The following is an 18,414-nucleotide window of genomic DNA, read 5'->3' on the forward strand; positions in this document are numbered from 1 at the left end:
GGCGCACGCTACAGTGTGCTCGCATGGAAGCCCCGCTGGAAGCCTGGAGTGAGTTCAACGTCGCCATGCTGGGCGGCACTGCGGCGCTGGTGGGGCTGCTCATCGTGGCGATGTCGGTGAACATCAAGGATATTCTCGCCGCGGAACCACTGCCGTCCCGAGCCGCAGCGGCCGTCGCCACGCTCACGCTGGCGCTGGTGGTGTGTGCCCTCGGGCTGATGCCTGGCCAGCCGCTCTGGGCCTACGGCGCCGAGACGGCGGTGGGCACCGCCATCCTGGCCGTTGTGGTGGTCCGGGCAGTCCGCTCGGTGTACCGCAGCCCGGGCACTCCCCGCGGAACACGGTTCCCTAAAGCTCTGCTGCTCCTGGCTCCGGTTGCCACCTATGCGGCGGGCGCGGTCCTGCTTCTGGCGGGCGACGGCGCCGGGCTGGCCTGGCTGGGGGCCGGGGCGGTCCTCGGCGTGATCGCCGGGGCGGCCTTCGCCTGGGTGGTCCTCATCGAGGTCCTGCGCTGAGCCTGTTGCCGGGCGTCAGGCGTCAGGGAGGTTACCAGCGTCCGTTGCGGGGCCTGGGCTGGCAGACCGGGCAGCTGTAGGAGGACCGGTTCATGAAGGAATCCCGGCGGATGAGCGTGGTGCGGCCAGCTTCGGCGCAGCGCAGGCAGGGTTCACCTTCCCGGCCGTAGGCGTTCAGTGACCGGGCAAAGTACCCCGATGCCCCGTTGACGTTGACGTAGAGCGAATCGAAGCTGGTGCCGCCCGCGGCCAGTGCGCGGGTCATGACGTCCCGGGCAGCGTCGACCAGACGCAGAGCGTCGGCACGGCGCATCGTGTCCGTGGGCCGGGCGAAGTGGATTTTCGCGCTCCACAGCGCTTCATCGGCGTAGATGTTGCCTACGCCGGAAATCAGTCCCTGGTCCAGCAGCGCCCGTTTGACGCCGGTGCGGCGGGAACGCAGCCTGCGGTAGAACTCGTCGAAGGAGAAGAACGGGTCCAGCGGATCCCGGGCGATGTGTGCGGCTTCTGACGGGAGCAGCGCCATTCCGGTTTCGGAAAGCCCGCCCGGCGCACCATCCGGTGTCGGCAGCAGATCGGCGAGGAACATCCCGCCGAAAATCCGCTGGTCCACAAACCTCAGTTCCGCGGGCATGGGTGATCCGTCGTCGTCCGAAGCAGGGCTGAGGGTCAGCCGGATCTTGAGGTGTTTCTCATCCGGCAGAGCGGGATCCTCCATCAGGAGCTGCCCGCTCATGCCCAGATGCGCCATCAGGGCGAAGGGAGGCGCGGCGCCGGATTCATCGCCGGTCTCGACCAGCGGCATCCAGAGGAACTTACCGCGCCGGACAACGTCCAGCACGCGGGCGCCTTCCAGGTTCCCGCGGAGGTCGTCCGGTCCCGGAGCATGACGCCGGACGGAGCGCGGGTCCAGGACTTCTGCGGCTTCAATGCTCCGTCCGCGGACCCACCGGGCCAGGCCGCGGCGTACTACCTCGACTTCGGGGAGTTCGGGCATGGGGCGGGCCGGCTAGGCAGTGGGGGTGACCGGACGCATGCCGGTATCGTTCAGCCGGCGGCAGGTGTCGGCAGCGGCTTCCTGCTCGGCGTCCTTCTTGGAACGGCCGTTGCCGGTGCCGTAGGCCTGGCCGCCGATGTGGAGGACTGCCACGAAGCTGCGGGAATGGTCCGGACCGGTGCCGGTCACCCGATATTCGATGTCGCCGAGTTTCCGGGCGGCAGCGATTTCCTGGATGCTGGTTTTCCAGTCGGTCCCGGCGCCCAGGGCGTCCGCGTCATGCAGCAGCGGCCCAATCAGGCGCATCACCATGGCGCGGGCCGTCTCAATCCCGTGACAGAGGTACACCGCGCCGATCAGGGCTTCGGTGGTGTCGGCCAGGATGGAGGATTTGTCCTTGCCGTTGGTCAGCTTCTCACCCTGCCCCAGCAGGATGAAGTCGCCCAGCTGCAGCTGGCGGGCCACCGAGGCAAGGGCCTTGGTACTCACGACGGCGGAGCGGCGCTTGGCCAGCTCGCCCTCGGAAAGGTCAGGGTTGTCCCGGTAGAGCGCGTCGGTGACGGAGAACCCGAGGATCGAATCCCCAAGGAACTCGAGGCGTTCGTTGGTCGGGATGCCGCCGTGTTCGTAGGCGTAGGACCTGTGTGTGAGCGCAAGACGAAGCGTCCCGGCATCGATATCGACGCCGAGACGCTTCAGAAGCTCTTCAGTATTCTTCACGTGCTGAGATCGCCCCGAAAAGCAGTGTGCCCCTTCATCGGCTGTCCTCAGAGGACAGACGGCAAAGGGGTAAACACTGGTCTTAGACGTCCGCTACCTTGCGGCCCTTGTATTCAAGGAACAGCGCAGTGCCTGCGGAGTCGGTTACGACCTTGGCCTGATGGGGCAGGCTGTAGGTTACGCGGCCGTTCTCAACGGTCTTCACCAGGTTGGGCGCAGTTGCCTTCCACTGGGACCGGCGTGCACGCGTATTCGAGCGGGACATTTTCCGCTTGGGAACAGCCACGACTAACTCTCTTCTCTCTCGTCTGACTCTGTACTTTTTGCCGCTTCGTTGTCAGCGGCGGTGCCAGTCAACCCGGCGAGGGCTGCCCAGCGAGGATCCACGACTTCATGGTGGTGACCCGGATCCTCCTCAAGGCGCACCCCGCAATCGGGGCAAAGACCTTCGCAGTCTTCCCGGCACACCGGCTGGAACGGCAGGGTGGTGACCACTGCGTCCCGCAAAACCGGTTCAAGATCGATGACATCTCGCTCGATCCGGCGTTGCTCTTCTTCCTCTTCTTCTTCGAAGGACTCAGTGTCCTCGTAGTAGAAGAGTTCCTGCACATCGACGTCCTGGTCGTACGCGATGGGCGTCAGGCACCGTCCGCATTCGCCCCGTACTGGGACAACCGCGGTTCCGGATACCAAAATCCCTTCGTGCACGGCCTCAAACCGCAGATCGAGCTCAATGTCCGATCCAACGGGTACGCCGATCAGCGCAACACCGAAGTCTTTCGGTGCCGGCAGATGCTCATGCATTGTCCGCATGGTTCCCGGGCTGCGCCCGAGATCCTTGACATTGACTGCCAAGGGGGAACTCGGATGTGACCGCGATGAAACGCTAATGAGAACTCCTGTAGAACATAGACCGACATATCATCTTAGCCTGACCGGACGGAATCTCTCAAACCGGCCCGCCGGTGGGCGCTTCGGGCGGACCCGGCGCCTGCCTTACCGGCTGCTCAACCAGTTTAGCCGCACCAGGGCCCGACGGCGGATTCCGGCGCACGGGCGGCTCTCACCTACGCTTGCGGTGTGTCAATTGTTCTCCTCCCCGCCGCAGCCCGGCGCGTGCTTGCCCGGATCGGGGCGGCGGTCCTGTGCACCCTGCTGGTGTGGCTGCTGGTGAGCGCCAACCTCTTCCTGTATCCCCAGGCCGCCAAAGATCCCGCCAGGGAGACGATCAGTGCGGACGCGATCGTGGTGCTGGCCGGAGCCGCCACCGAGCGGCTCCCGGTCGGGCAGCAGCTGCTGCGGGACGGGTACGCTCCCGTCCTCGTGCTCTCCACCACCGATACACCCGGCAACGCGAACACGGACTTTGTCTGTGAATACACCACCAACCCGGCGATCGAGTGCTTCACGCCCGCTCCGCTCTCAACCCGCGCCGAGGCCCGCTCGATAGCCCGGCTGGCAGCGGATAACGGCTGGGACGAGATCATCGTGGTGACCTCCAAGTACCACGTGGTGCGGGCCGAGGCCAACATCAGCCAGTGCTCCACCGCCCACACCACCATGGTCGCGTCGGAACCTTCAATGAGCCCCTGGCGCTGGGCCGGACGCTTTGTGGAGGAGACCGGCGGCCTGCTGGCAGCCTTCCTGCGCCCGGCATGCGGCACCGCTATTTGATCTGGAACATATGTGAACAGCTGAGAACAGCTAGCGCAGCGCGTCCATTCGCTTCAGGACGGCGCTCGGCACGAATTCGGTGATGTCCCCGCCCAGTGCCGCAACTTCCTTGATCAGGCTCGAGGACAGGTGCGTATAGGAGTTATCGGCCGCGAGGAACACGGTTTCGACGCCGGTGAGGTGCCGGTTCATCACCGCCATCGGAAGTTCGTACTGGTAGTCCTGCACCGAGCGCAGACCCTTCACAATCGCATTGGCTCCATGCTCGCGGCAGAAATCCGCCAGCAGCCCGTGCCCCATGGGCAGCACCGACACCCCCGCCAGGGAGCCGAGGGTTTCGGCTGCGATCTCCAGCCGCTCGTCTTCGGAAAAGCGGTACTTCTTGGAGTAGTTCGTGGAAACAGCCACGATCACTTCGTCGAAGAGATTCGCCGCCCGGGCAATCACTTCCAGGTGGCCATTGTGGATCGGGTCAAAGGAACCGGGGCATACTGCGCGTCGCATAAGTCGAATCTACCGGCTCGGTGCGGGTAATACTTGAAGGCATGACTTCAACACCCCGCGCACAACCCCTCCGTGACTCCAGGGACGGAGCCCCGGCCCCCTGGCAGCGAACAGCCGCAGGCGCCAACCTGCTCGGCGCGGACGGAAACCTTGGGGTGACGATCTTCGAGGAGATCACCGTGCTGGCCGGCAGGCACGAAGCGATCAACCTGGGCCAGGGCTTTCCGGATGAGGACGGTCCGGCGGAGATCCGCAACTCCGCCCGCAAGGCCATCCTGGCCGGCGCCAACCAGTACGCCCCGGGACAGGGGCTTCCCGTGCTGCGGGAGGCTGTCGCCGAGCATCAGGAACGCTTCTACGGGCTGAACCTGGACCCGGCGACCGAGATCATTGTGACCACGGGCGCCACCGAAGCCATCGCCTCGGCATTGCTGGCGCTGACCGGGCCGGGCGATGAGGTGCTGACGTTTGAACCGTTCTACGACTCCTACGGCGCCGTTATCGGCCTGAGCGGCGCCACCCACACCACCGCTCCCCTGCTGGCACCGGACTTCATGCCCGACTTGGACGCCCTGGAAGCAGCGTTCACCGACCGCACCCGCGTGGTCCTGGTGAACAATCCGCACAATCCCACCGGCGCGGTCTTCCCGGAACCGGTCCTGCAGCGGATCGTGGACCTCGCCATCCGGCACGACGCCGTGATCGTCACCGATGAGGTGTACGAGCACCTCACGTTCGGCCCCCGGCACATCCCCGTGGCGACCCTGCCCGGAGCCGCGGACCGGACCCTCACCATCTCCTCGGCCGGCAAGACGTTCTCCCTGACGGGCTGGAAGATCGGCTGGCTGAGCGGGCCCGCTGAGCTGGTGGCCGCCGTCCGCACCGTCAAGAGCTTCCTGACTTACAGCTCCGGGGCGCCCTTCCAGGCCGCCATTGCCGCAGGCCTGCGGATGGAGGATTCCTTCTTTACCGACGCCGCCGGGACCCTGCGCGCCAAGCGCAACGTGCTCTCTGCGGGGCTGCGGGCCGCCGGGCTGGACGTCTTTACACCGCAGGGAACCTACTTCGTGAACGCCGACGTCGCTCCCCTGGGTGTCACCGATGCCACTGACCTGGCCCGGCGGCTGCCGGAGCTGGTGGGTGTTGCGGCCATTCCGGTGGCCATGTTCTGCCACCCGGAGGGAGCTGAACGGACCCGTACGCTGCTGCGGTTCGCGTTCTGCAAACGGTTCGATGTGCTGCAGGAAGCAGCGGAACGCATTGCGCGCCTCGGGGAGGTGCTCTAGTGGCCCTCCGCCCGCCGCCGCGCCTGCTGCGCGGCATCGGCGCGCACGCCGAGCTGGACGAAGACGCGTTCACCGGGGGCGCCTGGATCCTGTCCATCGGCGGTGCCCAGCAGTCGCATGTGAACCTGGCACAGCCGCAGGAGATCTTCTATGAGTATCTCCGCCGGATCGGCAACGCCGTGGACCTCGCCGCTCCGGCCGGCCAGCCGCTGCGGACCCTGCATCTGGGTGCCGGCGCGCTGACGCTCGCCCGGTATGTCCAGGCCACCCGGCCCGGTTCGGAGCAGGCCGCCGTCGAGCTGGAACGCGAGCTCCTGGACTATGTGCTGGCGTACCTGCCGCTGCCCGAAGGGACCCGGCTGCAGACCATCATCGGAGACGCACGCGCCGAGCTCGAACGGTTCGAGCCGGCGTCTTTCGATGTGATCGTCCTGGATGTTTTCGCCGGCGCCGATGCTCCGGAACACCTGGCGGCGCCGGACTACTACGCCGAGCTGCTCGCGCTGCTCTCCCCCGCCGGTGTGCTGCTGGTCAACGTGGGTGATGATCCGCCGCTGGCCTTTGCCCGCCGGCAGGCGGCCGCCATGCAGGACGTCTTCGGCGCTGCCGGCGGCGACGTTGCCGCCCTGGGCGACGCCGGTATGTTCACCGGCCGCCATCCGGGAAACATCGTCCTGGCCGGAACCCCGTTCCGCTGGCCGCAGGAGTGGACCACGGCGCTGCTGGCGGCCGGGCCGCATCCGGCTGCGGTGCTCACCGGGGCGGAGCTGGACTCCTTCGCCTCGGGGCGCTGAACCGTCAGTTTTCGGCTGGGTTGGGCTGCGCGTCCGGCTCCGCCGGCTCGGCGAACCAGAGGGTTGTTTCGCCGTAGGCGCGTTCGCTGAAGCGCTCCAGGCCGTCCGGCCATACGGGTTCGGGTGAGCGGGTGGAGCGTTCCACCACCACGACGGCGCCGGGCGCGAGGTGCGCGGTGAGGGCCTGCAGCACACCGGCCAGTCCGTCTTCGTCCAGGTCATATGGCGGGTCGATAAACACCAGGTCCCAGGCCAGGCCCTCGGGCACCCGGAGCAGGTAGGTCTCGGCCTTGGCCCGGTGCACCCGCACCCGCTCCTTGCCCAGCACCCGGTTCACCAGTGCGGCGTTGGCGCGGCAGACCCCCGCAGCTTTCTCCGCCAGCTCCACCAGGTCAACGCGGTCAGCTCCGCGGCTGGCGCTTTCGACGCCGAGGGAGCCGGATCCGGCGAACAGGTCCAGGACGTAGGCGCCGGAGAGAATTTCATAGGATTCCAGCCGGGAGAAGAGCGCTTCCTTGACCCGGTCCGTGGTGGGCCGGGTTCCTGATCCCGGAACGCTGGACAGGGTGGATCCGCCGGCGGCCCCGGCAATAATGCGGCTCATGCTTCCACTTTAGCCAGCCGCCGGACCAGGCCCGGCATCAGCCCCGTTCCAGGAAGGCTTCCTTTTCCGGGTTCAGGTAGGCCTCGATTGCTTCGTTGAGGCCGGGGTATTCGAGCAGGTCAGGATCCCCGGCAACAAGTTCCTGCGCATCGGTCCGTGCCTTTTCGATGACTTTTTCGTCCTGGATGGCGCGGAGCAGCTTAAGGGTGGAGCGTCCGCCGGACTGGGAGGCGCCGAGGATGTCCCCTTCCCGGCGAAGTTCCAGGTCCCGGCGGGAGAGTTCGAATCCGTCCGTTGTCGCTGCGACGGCGTCCAGCCGCTCACGGCTCGGATGTCCTGGTTCAAGGTTGGTCACGAGCAGGCAGGTGCCGGGCAGTCCGCCACGCCCAACGCGTCCGCGCAGCTGGTGGAGCTGGGACATGCCGAACCGTTCGGCGTCGAGGATCACCATCATGGTGGCGTTATGCACGTCCACGCCCACTTCGATCACGGTCGTGGAGACCAGCAGATCGGTCTCCCCGCGGTTGAAGGCGTCCATGGCCGCGGACTTGTCCGCCGGATCCATCCGGCCGTGCAGCACCGCGATCCGGGTGCCTGCCAGCACCGGCAGCTCCTGCAGGCGTTCCACGGTGTCCACCACGGAGGCCAGTGGCCGCTGGCTGCGCTGGGAGGCGGGTTCCCCGGCGGGTTCCTCGATGAGGGCCAGCTCGGTGCCGGGTTCCTCTTCGCGGTCCCCGATTTTGGGGCAGACCACGTAGACCTGCCGGCCGGCGTCGATCTCCTCGCGGGCCCGGGCCCAGATGCGCGGCCCCCAGGCGGGCTTCTCCGCCAGCGGGGCCAGATGGGTGGAAATCGGTGCGCGGCCGGCGGGAAGCTCCGCCAGGGTGGAAACATCCAGATCACCGAAGACCGTCATGGCCACGGTCCGCGGGATCGGCGTCGCCGTCATCACCAGCAGGTGCGGGGTGCTGTGCCGGCCCTTGGTCCGCAGCAGATCCCGCTGTTCGACGCCGAAGCGGTGCTGCTCGTCCACCACAACCAGGCCGAGGTCCGCGAACTGCACGTGCTCCGAGAGCAGGGCGTGGGTGCCGATCACAATCCCGGCACTGCCGCTGGCGGCTTCCAGGAGCGCTGCCTTGCGCTGGGCGGCACCCATGGACCCGGTCAGGAGCGTCACGCGCGTGCCGTTCTCGCTGCCGCCGAGCAGTCCGCCTTCGGCCAGCGGACCCAGGGTCCGGGTGATCGAGGCGTGGTGCTGGGCGGCGAGGACTTCGGTGGGCGCCAGCAGCGCTGCCTGCCCGCCGGCGTCGATCACCTGGAGCATGGCGCGCAGGGCCACCAGCGTTTTGCCGGAACCGACCTCGCCCTGGAGCAGGCGGTTCATCGGGTGTGCCTTCGCAAGATCAGCCGCCAGTTCCGCACCCACCTGTTCCTGGCCGGCGGTGAGCGTGAAAGGCAGAGCCGCATCAAAGGCTTCAAGCAGTCCGCCCTGGACCGGCGGCCGGGCGGTGGCGTCCTGCTGGGCGGTGAAGGCGTGCCGGCGTGCCAGGGCCGTCTGCAGCACCAGGGCCTCCTGGTAGCGGAAGCGGTGGCGTGCCTTGTACGCCTCCTGGATATCCGCGGGGCGGTGGATGGCCTCGTACGCTGCTGCCAGGCCCATAAGGCCCTCCCGGCGGCGGATGGCCTCGGGGAGCGGATCGCGCAGCCGCTCGGCCTGCAGGCTGTCCAGCAGCAGGTCGATGGTTTTCTTGATGTCCCAGCTGGTCAGTTTGGCGGTGGCCGGATACACCGGAATGGGCCGTTTGGCTTCCTCCTCGTCATCGGCGTCGTCGGCCAGCAGCACATAGTTCGGGTTCGTGAGCGTCAGCTGGCCCTTGTAGACGCCGACCTTGCCGGAGAACATGGCGCGGGCACCCACCTGCAGGTCCTTCTGCGCCTGGTAGCCATTGAAGAAGGTCAGGTGCAGCAGCCCCAGAGACCCGCCGGCGTCGTCTGTGACGGTGATCTCGAGGATCATTCCCTTCCGGGTCTGCATCCGCCGCGCGTTGTTGCTCTGCACCCGGGCGACCAGCGTGACTTCCTCATCGAAGGGGATCTCGGCAATCGGCGTGAGTTCACCGCGTTCGAGGTAGCGGCGCGGAACGTGCAGCAGCAGCTCCCCCACTGTGGAGATCCCAAGCTGCTGCTGGATTTTGTCAGCGGAGCGTTTACCAATCCGGCGGTCGAGCGGGTAGTCGAGTTCGCCGGGAATCCTGTCCGGCATGTCCTGCATGGACCTCAGGCTTCGCGGGCCAAGCCGCCGCTGGCGGCGGTGTCCCCCGGGACCGGGACCTGCGGAATTTCGGTTGTCTGGTGCCCGTTGGCGGACAGCTCGGTGATCGTGACGTTGGTCGGTTCGCCCACCGTGCGCAGCAGTTCCAGCACAGCTCCGGCATCCGGGGTGTGGACGTGGACCCGCCAGCGGTAGCCATCCCCCACCGGGCTGACGGCGCTCATGATCACGGACTCCCCCAGCTCATCCAGCGAGAGCCGCATCGTGGCGGCGTCGAGCGGGCTGAGCGTGATGGTGCACATAACCTCCACGCCTTCGAGCTGCGGCTGCCTGCTGTGGATGTGCGGGTCCTGGACGTCGTACCCGTGCAGTCCGTCGAGCAGCTCGCGCTGCAGTTCCTCGCCCAGGGCTGCGGCGCGCAGGGCATCCAGCACCAGCAGGAATCCGACACCGCCGGCGTCGACCACCCGGGCATCGGTCAGGGTCTGCAGCTGCTCTTCAGTGCGCACGACGGCGGCCAGGGCCGCTGTCATCATGGCGCGGAGGGTTTCGGCCAGGCCGGCGTTGGAGTCATCGCCGATCTGGGCGGCTTCCACCCGGGAAGCGCCCCGGGCAGCCTCTTCCAGGACGGACAGCATCGTCCCGGGAACGGGATCGCTGAGTACGGACCAGGAGCGCAGCTGCGCACGGTCCAGGGCTCTCGCCAGCTGCGGCGCGGACAGCCTGGTGCTGCCCTGCAGCGGCTCTGCCATTGCGGTGAGGAAAACGGAGAGCAGGGTGCCCGAGTTTCCGCGGGCCTGTTCCATGGCGGAGCGGCCCGCAGTCGAGAGCAGTTCGCCGATGTCCTGGGTCTCCAGCTCCGCCGCCGCAGCGGAGGCTGCGCGCATGGTCAGGTAGAGGTTGGTTCCGGTATCGCCGTCGGCTACCGGGAAGATATTGATGGCGTTCAGCCGGTCGCTGTGGTTCCCCAGGGAGACCTCGGCCTTGCTCAACCATCGCTTCAGCGCTTGCGCATTGGCGGTGATCTTAGTCTGCAAAGTAATCCCGTTCCGTGCTGTTGCTCATACGTGGACTCCGGTTCGTGCCAGCTTCTGCGTGCGTAACCTTACTGGTCATCATTGACCCGTAAAGCAGCCTGTCCAGTGAGAAGCGTACCGCAGGGCCCTGACAGCACCGATAAGCTTCGGGGATTTTGTGGGAAAGTGGAGCACATGGGCAAACGGCTTTACACGGACGTAGCGGCTGCGCGGCATATGAGTTCGGGGACACGAAAAGTGGATCCCGGCGAGCCTTCAGTTCGGCTTGCGGGCACGGTAAAACCCGAGCGGGCCAGCTCCTACCGGAAAAAACGCGCCGTCGCCATCGCGCTGTCGACTGTAGTGGCAGTTTCGGTTCCGGCACTTATCACTCTCTTAGTGCTTTTTGGCTAAGCAGAAAAGTACCCTGGGTGCAACAGTAATTTGGCAATGGGCTAGGATGACTTGACACGCTGACAGTCTCACTTTTTAAGTCTCAAGTCTTATGGGGTAATGCTTTGCCACTCGTTATGCCTATCTACGGAACTCGACCCGAAGCCATCAAAATGGCACCGATCGTTGCTGAACTCCAGGAATCCACCACCCTGAATCACTTCACAACAGTGACAGGGCAGCACCGCTCGATGCTGGACCAGGTCAACGGACTGTTCGGAATCGTCCCTGACCACGATCTCAATATTTTTGCTCCTGGCCAGACCTTGAATGGGATCCTCACGCGAACGATTGACGGATTGGACAAACTCTTCAGCGTCAACCGGCCTGACGCAGTTATCGTTCAGGGCGACACGACCACCTCCACTGCAGGTGCCATCGCAGCCTTCTACCACAGCATTCCTGTGGTGCATGTTGAAGCAGGGCTTCGCAGCGGAGATCTTTTTTCTCCCTTTCCGGAGGAAGCCAATCGGAAAATGACCTCGCAGATCGCCAGCCTGCACCTGGCTCCGACCACGACCAGCCGGGCCAACCTCCTCGCGGAGAATATTCCCGCCGCCGATATTGCCGTCACCGGCAACACCGTCATTGATGCCCTGTTCATGACCGTCGACAAGAAGGTTCCTTTCACGGATCCGCAGCTTGAGAAGCTGGCCGAAGAGGACGCCCGCATTCTTCTCGTGACAACTCACCGCCGCGAGAATCAGGGCGAAGCAATGCGCGGCGTGGGCCGGGCGTTGGCTCGAATCGCCGATGCAGAACCCGACCTGACGCTTGTGGTTCCGCTGCACAAGAACCCGGCGGTCCGCGCGGCCGTTGTCCCGTTCATCGATGGCAAGAAGAACGTCATCGTGGTGGAGCCACTCGCCTACGGCGAGTTCACGCGGATGCTCTCCATGGCGCACGTTGTGCTCACTGACTCCGGCGGAGTCCAGGAGGAAGCCCCCAGCCTCGGAAAACCCGTCCTGGTGATGCGTGAAAACACCGAGCGTCCGGAAGCCGTCGTCGCCGGCACGGTCAAGCTGATCGGCACCGACGAGAACCGCATTGTCGCGGAAGTCGATCAGCTGCTGAACGATCGCGTGCACTTCGACTCCATGGCCAATGCCGTGAACCCGTACGGGGATGGCAAGGCAGCCTCGCGTACTGTGGCGGCTATCGAGGAACTCCTTGGGGTCGGGTCGCGGATCGCGGACTTCGTCTAAGGTGCGGTAGAGCCGCCGAAAGGGCAGTGTCCGCGAGCGGACACTGCCCTTTCTCTATATTTGTCGAATAGATCGGCTTCAAACCCACACGGTGGGTAATAGAATCTCGATCAAAAGGACTATTCCGCTACGCGTGAGACAGCCTGTTTCCAGAACTCCTCATACAGTTCTGGGGTTGCTGACTTATGACCCTTTCCCCAATCAACATCAATAAATTCCACATGCTGAGAGCCTGCATCCTGACGAGATTGCAACAAATGTTTAAAAGGCTTCATATGGTTCTCCACATGATAGGAATCTTTCACGTTTTGAACGTAGACAATCTTTGGCAGAACGTCCAGACCACAATATCGTTCGAGCACGGACAGTCGGGATTCCGACCCTTTATCCTCATCGAAGGTTGCGGCTACAGCCCGTTTTGCTGGCGCAGCGTAGTATCGTTGTACAGAAGTTTGTGGATTCAACGCGAGGACCACGGAATCAGGTAAGTATGATCCGACTTGCAAGGCTGCAAATCCACCACCCGAGCTGCCCGCTAAGACAACATTTTTAATTCCAAGCGATATTCTTATTTCCTCGATGCACGCCGCCATATGCTGGTGGAGATTATTTTCTTTACGCCCCAAGTACCACCCCAGCGTCAAGTCAGAGTCAAGATCCAAGGTTGGGTCCTGGAAAATTGCAAAACTTGATCCCCGCTGTCGCTCAGATGTCAGCCCCTGAAACAACGGCAGCGAGGTCCTTGTCCTATCAACCGCGCCATGGAAGCGAACCGACAAGATATCTCCCGTCCCCCTGGAAACTGCGATCGGAAGAGTGAGCCCACCCACTTCACTTATGAGTATGGCTCCCTTAGATCCACCCCTATCCACTTCGGAGATCCCGGACACTAGTGGCATCTTGTAGGTCCCTGAAATCGGACCGGCCCCAGCCCAGAGCGTCAATGGCTCCCGCCGCATCCCCAATGACTCACTGGATATCTGGCCGTCAAAAGTGAGATCCTGACCAGCTAGGTCGAGAATGGCAGCCCTCCGCCCGCCATCAGGGCCCGACTTCTCGGCACGAATCTGCATCTGCAGCAACCGCTCCAAGCCCATAAGACGAGCCTGCCGCTCATTGTCCGATTTGCGTATCCAGCATCGGAGTTCACCCCAGTACTCAACGCTATAGTTTTCAGGCTCAGCGGGCGCTAGATTTTCCGTCGATTGAAGTTCCCCTTGTACTAGCCCCAGTACTTCATCCAAAGGCGTGCCCCGCTTGTCCGCCCCGGCCTCCGGTCGCCCGTTAAGACCCATAATCAATTGGGCATTGTCGGGCCCTACCTCAACAACGTAATGCTGTCGCCCACTGCGGACGTTTACAAATAAGTGTGGACGGTCCACGTCCATAGAGGTGAAATTGACTCCTTCTGAATGGCTACTTGCCCCGATGACAGCAACCATTCGAAAATATTTCCCCTGGCGGCTTGCGGAGACCACATTTGTGGCTTCCTTTTTCATCCATTCGGTGGCCACCCATCCGTCCAAGGGCTCTTCTGATCCCCTGACAACACTTACTTTAGGTGTTGTTCCCCGCCATTGAATCGATGCCACACCAGAATCACGAGCCAGCGCAAAACCCCATCGGGTGCGCTCCAGAGTGGTGCGTGGGTCCAGATGCCATCGTTGGTGTGCAGTTACTGGACTGTCACTTCTGACGGTATCTATGACGATCACAAAGTCGCCACCACGGGAGTAGACGACTCTCCGCTTCAGGCTGACTCCCTGATAGCCATTATCGACAAACTCAAAATCTTCCAACTCGGAGGTTAACTTGGAGCGAGTAAGCTCAACCATACTATTCGGATCATATGGTCGATCATCTATATCTATAACATTATGTCCACGTCGAGACATGCAATAGTCTCGCATCTCATCCTGGACATAAGCATACTTTCCCGCATCTATCAGCCACGGATGACCGTTGGCGTGAACGGTTAGCGACCCACCGTCTTGGTGTCCGTGAACGCGTGATGCGGACCCGAAAGACAGGGAATAAAAAAACTCGTCGCTAAAATCTCGTTCGAACTGACCCCACCCACTTCTTCCGAACACATAGCCACCGTCGTAAATTTTCGTATTTTCGACTGGAGGTGTTCCTGAAGCCCCTTTTGACAGGACAAACTCGATTTCAGGCGATCGAAGCCCCGAGGGGCCCCCGGTGTCGATATCTCCAATTCGTTCGAATTGAAGGTTGGGCTTAGTCGCGTAAGCCAACTCTTCCAGAGCAAGCGTCAGGCGCTCAGCGTCTTGGGGGCGGGCAATTCCTTCGAGATCAAATCTTTTGAAAGCAGTTTCCCACCATATGTAGTTATTCTTATGGTATCCGATACTTCCTTCCGCATTGACGCCTTGCTCGTCGTAATTATCTCTGAACAATTGCATCATGCGCTTCTCTGCAAGTGTGACCCATTCGGTTTTGCGCAGTACCAGGCCACAGACCAACAGGCCTTGATGTTGATGGAGTGCATGATTTGAATGACCGAGGTGCCGTTCATCCTCAATCCAATACCCGTGTTGAAGAATGGCGTCAACAAGCCATTTTTCATCATCTGTTCCGGCCACTAGTGGAAGACCGAAACAAAGTTCCAACGCACGTATGCCGTCCATCATGTTCGACCATGCGTATTTTGATTTGCTCGCTCCCGGCTTATTCGACTCGATCCAGGACCGCACCGTCTTGATCCAGAATTCTTTGGCTCGCTGATCTCTATTGTTCAGAGCCACGCGACGCACGGGGTCGAGCCATCTGAGCATATGAAGTTGCGCAACCCAATTCCGTTGACAGAAGGGATCCTCATCCCAAACTATTTGCTCAGGTATTTGCCATGCAGGATGTGGCGCTAAGGTGAGCTTCCCGCGAATTAGGTCGGCCGAAACAGTTTTGTCCGTGCTGACTGCATTAAAATAACTACCAAAAGCTTGGCGTCGTGCGGCATCATAATCTATGTCAAAGTGCACCGGCGTTCCGTTCAGTCGGAGGACAATTTGTTGTAGACGTTGGTCACCGACGTCGCAAGATGACTCCAGTCCCGTTCGGCACGAACCCAGGCCAGACCTTGGGCTGCAAGTGCCTCCCGCAGTGACGTGTCATCCAGAAGTCTTTCGAGAATCCGCTGAAGGTCCTGAGCATCTCCCTTTTGGTGGAGGAGTCCGGTAACACCGTCCTGAACAATCTCGGAGAGTGCAGCAACGTTTGAGGCTACTACCGCTTTCCCCATGGCCATGGCCTCAAACGGTTTCAGGGGGGAGACCATTTCACAGACTGCCAGCGGTAGCCGGGGAAAGGGTGCGATGTCGACGATCGAGTAGTATTTCTCCACTTCCTCGTGGGGGACCCTGCCAGTAAACGTGACTACGTCTTGAAGGGCATAGTCAACGGAGAGTCCCCGGAAACGCTCAAGCTCCGCACCGTCCCCAACGATCAGAACATGGAAGTCGCTGCGTGTCTGTTTCAAAACCCGTGCTGCTTCCAAGAGAATTTCAAGGCCTTCGTAGTCAAGAATCGACCCGATGTAGCCAATCACGGTTTTTCCCTCTAGTCCAAGGGTGGAGGCCAGCGCCGCGTCCTTCTGCAAGGGACGAAAACGCCCTGTATCCACACCGTTCGGAACCACGGAGATCTTGGCTTCCTCGACGCCACGCCTCACCAGCTCATCCTTTAGGGCGTTCGTGATGGTTAAGACCTGCGTGGCGCCCCGGGCTGCATCGGCTTCCATGCGGGCAATCATCCGGTACATTCCGCTGCCAACCCAATCAGGGTTTCTCGATCCCCGGGTAACTTCCCACAGCCCACGCACCTCGTATACCGAAGGTATCCCCAGCCGGTTTGCAGCAACGACAGTGGCAAGGCCATTCCAGTGATTCGACGCCGCATGCATAACGGCTGGCTTGGCCTCCATAGCGAACGATTCCAGTGCGTCGGCGTAGCGCTGGACATAATCAAACAGGGGTTTTTTCCGTTCCACGCCGGGTTGGGTGCTCAGGTGGGCGTAAACGACCTCATCGACCGTATGATGTGTTTCGATCGGTCCCATGTCCGCCCTGCCGGGCATATCGTACGGATAGCCGAGCCTCGTTACGCCCTGGACGTTGAACCCGCTCCTATTCAGCTGTGAAAGCAGTCCGTGGGTGCGTGTGGCGTATCCCGCCGAATGGAAGGGAAGGGAATTGTGCAGGGTATAGAGCACCTTGCGTGGAATAGGTTCATAACGGCGGTGCCTGGAAACCGGCGGCAAAGGGAAGCCTCTGCGAATCAGCATGTAGTTGCTGAGTTCCCGGGACTCATCAAATTCGGCCAGCTGCTTGGCTACCCACGCATCCTGAGGCTTGATTCGCTGCATAACCTGCAGGAGAGGCACGGCTGCTTCGGGACGGTGTCCGGCCAAAGCCCGGCGTGCCGCGCGTCTTAGCGCGTGCGCCGGCACGGCAGCGTCATCCATCGCGTTCAGAATCTTGACTGCGCTTGTGTAGCGCCCCCTGGCCAGTAACACGGAGGCATAGGCAGTCTCATGTTCTGGAGCGACGGCCCACGGGGCCTCATGCACGGTGTCACCTCGCTCCAGGGTGATCGCGATTTTGGCCGCAGCCGTGCCCAGCGATGCGCCTCCCTTGTTGGCAATTGCGGCAACGGCTTGGGAGCGTCCATGGGGGATGAGGAAATCCAACGAGCCAAAGGTATCCACGCCCGGCCGGTTGACGGCCATCGCCAACCGGTCGAGGGCGACACCAACGTCGGCTTTCCGCCTCCCGTTGTGCGCGATCAAGCTCAAGGAGATGAAATACTCCAAAGCCATCAGGTGTGCCGGATCCCGGTACAGTGTCTGGGCCAAGGCTTCCAGCCCCGCATCTGGGCGTTCGGTGTCCAAGAGGACACGGGCGTATCCGTACCAGAGATCTGCGCTGTCAGGGAATTTGGCCACGGCCTCCCTGTGCAGCTCCAAGCTGGATTCTGCTCCCTGCTCCGTTTTTGCCAGGGAAATCTGACGCTTGAGAAAAGCTATCTGTTTATTGCGTTTGTGGGCGATAACCCCTCGTATTTTCCGTGTGCCTTCGCGGCGGGTTCCTGTGTTGCTGCTCACGCTTTGGAAGCCTCCAACATGCCCTTCGTGTCGATAACATCGAGCGAGCTCAGATCCATCTCGTCCAAGACCCTAAAAGCGTCATGGTCTACAAGCAGCAGAAGCACCTGGGACCCGTTGACGGCTTCCTCCAGCGACATCAGTTCCAGGTTGGCCTGACTGAGCGCGGACGGCAGCGAGTTCACGTGCGGCTCCACTACCTTGATCGAAACCCCAGGTAGGCGCTCACCGATGGTCTTCACAATCCCCACGGCCGGAGACTCACGCAGATCGTCAATGTTTGCCTTGAACGCGAGGCCCAAGGCGGCTACGGACGTCGCGCCTGAGGCCTTCACTGCATCAACGACCCGTTTAATAACGTAGTCCGGCTTGGCATCGTTCACCATGCGCGCGGTTCGGATCATCCGTGCTTCCTCCGGGACCGCCGAAACGATGAACCACGGGTCTACCGCGATGCAGTGTCCTCCAACGCCCGGCCCGGGCTGGAGGATGTTGACCCGCGGGTGGTAGTTGGCCAGACGAATAAGCTCCCAGACGTTAATGTCCAGTTTCTCGCTGATGACGGAAAGCTCGTTTGCGAATGCGATATTCACGTCACGGTATGAATTCTCAACCAGCTTGGCCATCTCCGCAGTGGTGGCATCGGTTACGTGAATATCGCCCTGGCAGAAGCTTGAATACAGTTCCTTTGCACGCTCTGCCGCTGCCCTGGTCGTTCCGCCAACAATGCGGTCGTTTGTGACGAGCTCCACCATGATGCGTCCGGGCAGCACACGTTCAGGGCAGTGGGCCAGAAGCACCGACCCTTCGTCATCGCCGTAGGAAAGGTCTGGGCGCAGAGACTCGATGACTTCGCCCATCCGCTTGGTAGCGCCTGGAGGCGATGTCGATTCCAGAATGAGCAGTTCCCCGCCCTGCAGCTGGGGTGCTATCCCTTTGGCGGCTGCCTCAATGTATGAGAGATCGGCGCTCTTATCGGAGTTGAACGGAGTGGGGACGGCAATAATGTAGGCGTCAGCCACAGGAGTCTCGGTGCTGGCTGTGAGGCTGCCGGCGCTCACGGCCTTTTCGAGGTACTCAGCCAGGTCCGGTTCCACGAACGGCACTTCGCCACGGTTGACCGCAGCGATCGTATTGACGTTGACGTCAACCCCGGTCACCTGCAGCCCGTTCGTCGCAAGAATCGTGGCCGTCGGCAGACCGATATATCCTAGACCGATAACTGCAACTGATTTTATGGTTTTCATTCTAAATT

At 62.3% G+C, this 18,414-nt stretch carries 16 protein-coding genes; 5 read left to right on the forward strand and 11 right to left on the reverse strand.

The features are described 5' to 3' along the window. The first annotated feature begins 23 nt into the window (after positions 1-23). Positions 24-515, forward strand: a complete 492-nt coding sequence (locus ArtHe_RS08285) for a hypothetical protein (RefSeq protein ID WP_248319550.1) — start codon at positions 24-26, stop codon at positions 513-515. 31 nt (positions 516-546) lie between these two features. Here ArtHe_RS08285 and mutM read toward each other — a convergent pair whose 3' ends face one another. The 4 genes from mutM to ArtHe_RS08305 form a co-directional block, all read right to left on the reverse strand. Then, entirely contained in the window at positions 547-1,512 is a 966-nt protein-coding gene (gene mutM, locus ArtHe_RS08290; protein ID WP_248319551.1) for a bifunctional DNA-formamidopyrimidine glycosylase/DNA-(apurinic or apyrimidinic site) lyase, read from the reverse strand. A 12-nt stretch (positions 1,513-1,524) separates the two neighbouring features. After that, a complete protein-coding gene (rnc, locus tag ArtHe_RS08295) occupies positions 1,525-2,232 on the reverse strand; it encodes a ribonuclease III (protein ID WP_066303332.1) in 708 nt (235 codons plus the stop codon). 82 nt (positions 2,233-2,314) lie between these two features. Beyond that, positions 2,315-2,518, reverse strand: coding sequence for a 50S ribosomal protein L32 (rpmF, locus tag ArtHe_RS08300; protein ID WP_055240805.1), 204 nt, complete (start codon positions 2,516-2,518; stop codon positions 2,315-2,317). A gap of 2 nt (positions 2,519-2,520) precedes the next feature. Next, entirely contained in the window at positions 2,521-3,087 is a 567-nt protein-coding gene (locus tag ArtHe_RS08305; protein WP_083521858.1) for a DUF177 domain-containing protein, read from the reverse strand. Positions 3,088-3,312: 225 nt separating this feature from the next. Between ArtHe_RS08305 and ArtHe_RS08310 the strand changes: the two genes are divergently transcribed. Further along, positions 3,313-3,906: a YdcF family protein gene (locus ArtHe_RS08310; protein WP_248319552.1), complete on the forward strand. Its 594-nt coding sequence runs from the start codon at positions 3,313-3,315 to the stop codon at positions 3,904-3,906. A 30-nt stretch (positions 3,907-3,936) separates the two neighbouring features. Here ArtHe_RS08310 and coaD read toward each other — a convergent pair whose 3' ends face one another. Then, a complete protein-coding gene (gene coaD / locus ArtHe_RS08315) occupies positions 3,937-4,410 on the reverse strand; it encodes a pantetheine-phosphate adenylyltransferase (RefSeq protein WP_248319553.1) in 474 nt (157 codons plus the stop codon). 41 nt (positions 4,411-4,451) lie between these two features. Between coaD and ArtHe_RS08320 the strand changes: the two genes are divergently transcribed. Then, complete coding sequence (locus tag ArtHe_RS08320) at positions 4,452-5,696, forward strand: aminotransferase class I/II-fold pyridoxal phosphate-dependent enzyme (protein WP_248319554.1); 1,245 nt, start codon at positions 4,452-4,454, stop codon at positions 5,694-5,696. Continuing rightward, positions 5,696-6,490 (forward strand): fused MFS/spermidine synthase, encoded by a 795-nt coding sequence (locus tag ArtHe_RS08325; protein ID WP_248319555.1) that lies wholly within the window; start codon positions 5,696-5,698, stop codon positions 6,488-6,490. The genes ArtHe_RS08320 and ArtHe_RS08325 overlap by 1 nt, the downstream gene beginning before the upstream one ends. Positions 6,491-6,494: 4 nt before the next feature. Here the strand turns inward: ArtHe_RS08325 and rsmD are convergent, their stop codons facing one another. From rsmD to ArtHe_RS08340, 3 genes are read right to left on the reverse strand one after another with little or no spacing between them, the layout of a single operon-like run. Next, positions 6,495-7,094 (reverse strand): 16S rRNA (guanine(966)-N(2))-methyltransferase RsmD, encoded by a 600-nt coding sequence (gene rsmD / locus ArtHe_RS08330; RefSeq protein ID WP_248319556.1) that lies wholly within the window; start codon positions 7,092-7,094, stop codon positions 6,495-6,497. 37 nt (positions 7,095-7,131) lie between these two features. Then, entirely contained in the window at positions 7,132-9,345 is a 2,214-nt protein-coding gene (gene recG, locus ArtHe_RS08335; protein WP_248319721.1) for an ATP-dependent DNA helicase RecG, read from the reverse strand. Between the two features lie 26 nt (positions 9,346-9,371). Further along, the gene (locus ArtHe_RS08340) at positions 9,372-10,370 is read right to left on the reverse strand and encodes a DAK2 domain-containing protein (RefSeq protein ID WP_248319722.1); all 999 of its coding nucleotides are present in this window, start codon (positions 10,368-10,370) and stop codon (positions 9,372-9,374) included. Between the two features lie 530 nt (positions 10,371-10,900). On the opposite strand from ArtHe_RS08340, the gene wecB reads away from it, so the two are divergent. Beyond that, on the forward strand, positions 10,901-12,040 hold the full coding sequence (wecB, locus tag ArtHe_RS08345) for a UDP-N-acetylglucosamine 2-epimerase (non-hydrolyzing) (protein ID WP_248319557.1): 1,140 nt from the start codon (positions 10,901-10,903) through the stop codon (positions 12,038-12,040). Between the two features lie 119 nt (positions 12,041-12,159). On the opposite strand, the gene ArtHe_RS08350 is transcribed toward wecB, so the two are convergent. Genes ArtHe_RS08350 through wecC form a run of 3 tightly spaced genes read right to left on the reverse strand, consistent with a single transcriptional unit; the run spans position 12,160 to position 18,406 of the window. Continuing rightward, positions 12,160-15,039 (reverse strand): heparinase II/III family protein, encoded by a 2,880-nt coding sequence (locus ArtHe_RS08350; protein ID WP_248319558.1) that lies wholly within the window; start codon positions 15,037-15,039, stop codon positions 12,160-12,162. Between the two features lie 11 nt (positions 15,040-15,050). Next, positions 15,051-17,159 (reverse strand): glycosyltransferase, encoded by a 2,109-nt coding sequence (locus tag ArtHe_RS08355; protein ID WP_248319559.1) that lies wholly within the window; start codon positions 17,157-17,159, stop codon positions 15,051-15,053. Further along, on the reverse strand, positions 17,156-18,406 hold the full coding sequence (gene wecC, locus ArtHe_RS08360; protein WP_248319560.1) for a UDP-N-acetyl-D-mannosamine dehydrogenase: 1,251 nt from the start codon (positions 18,404-18,406) through the stop codon (positions 17,156-17,158). The genes ArtHe_RS08355 and wecC overlap by 4 nt, the downstream gene beginning before the upstream one ends. Between the last annotated feature and the right edge of the window lie 8 nt (positions 18,407-18,414).

This window comes from Arthrobacter sp. Helios (assembly GCF_023167125.1).
Taxonomy (GTDB): Bacteria; Actinomycetota; Actinomycetes; order Actinomycetales; family Micrococcaceae; genus Arthrobacter_B; species Arthrobacter_B luteolus.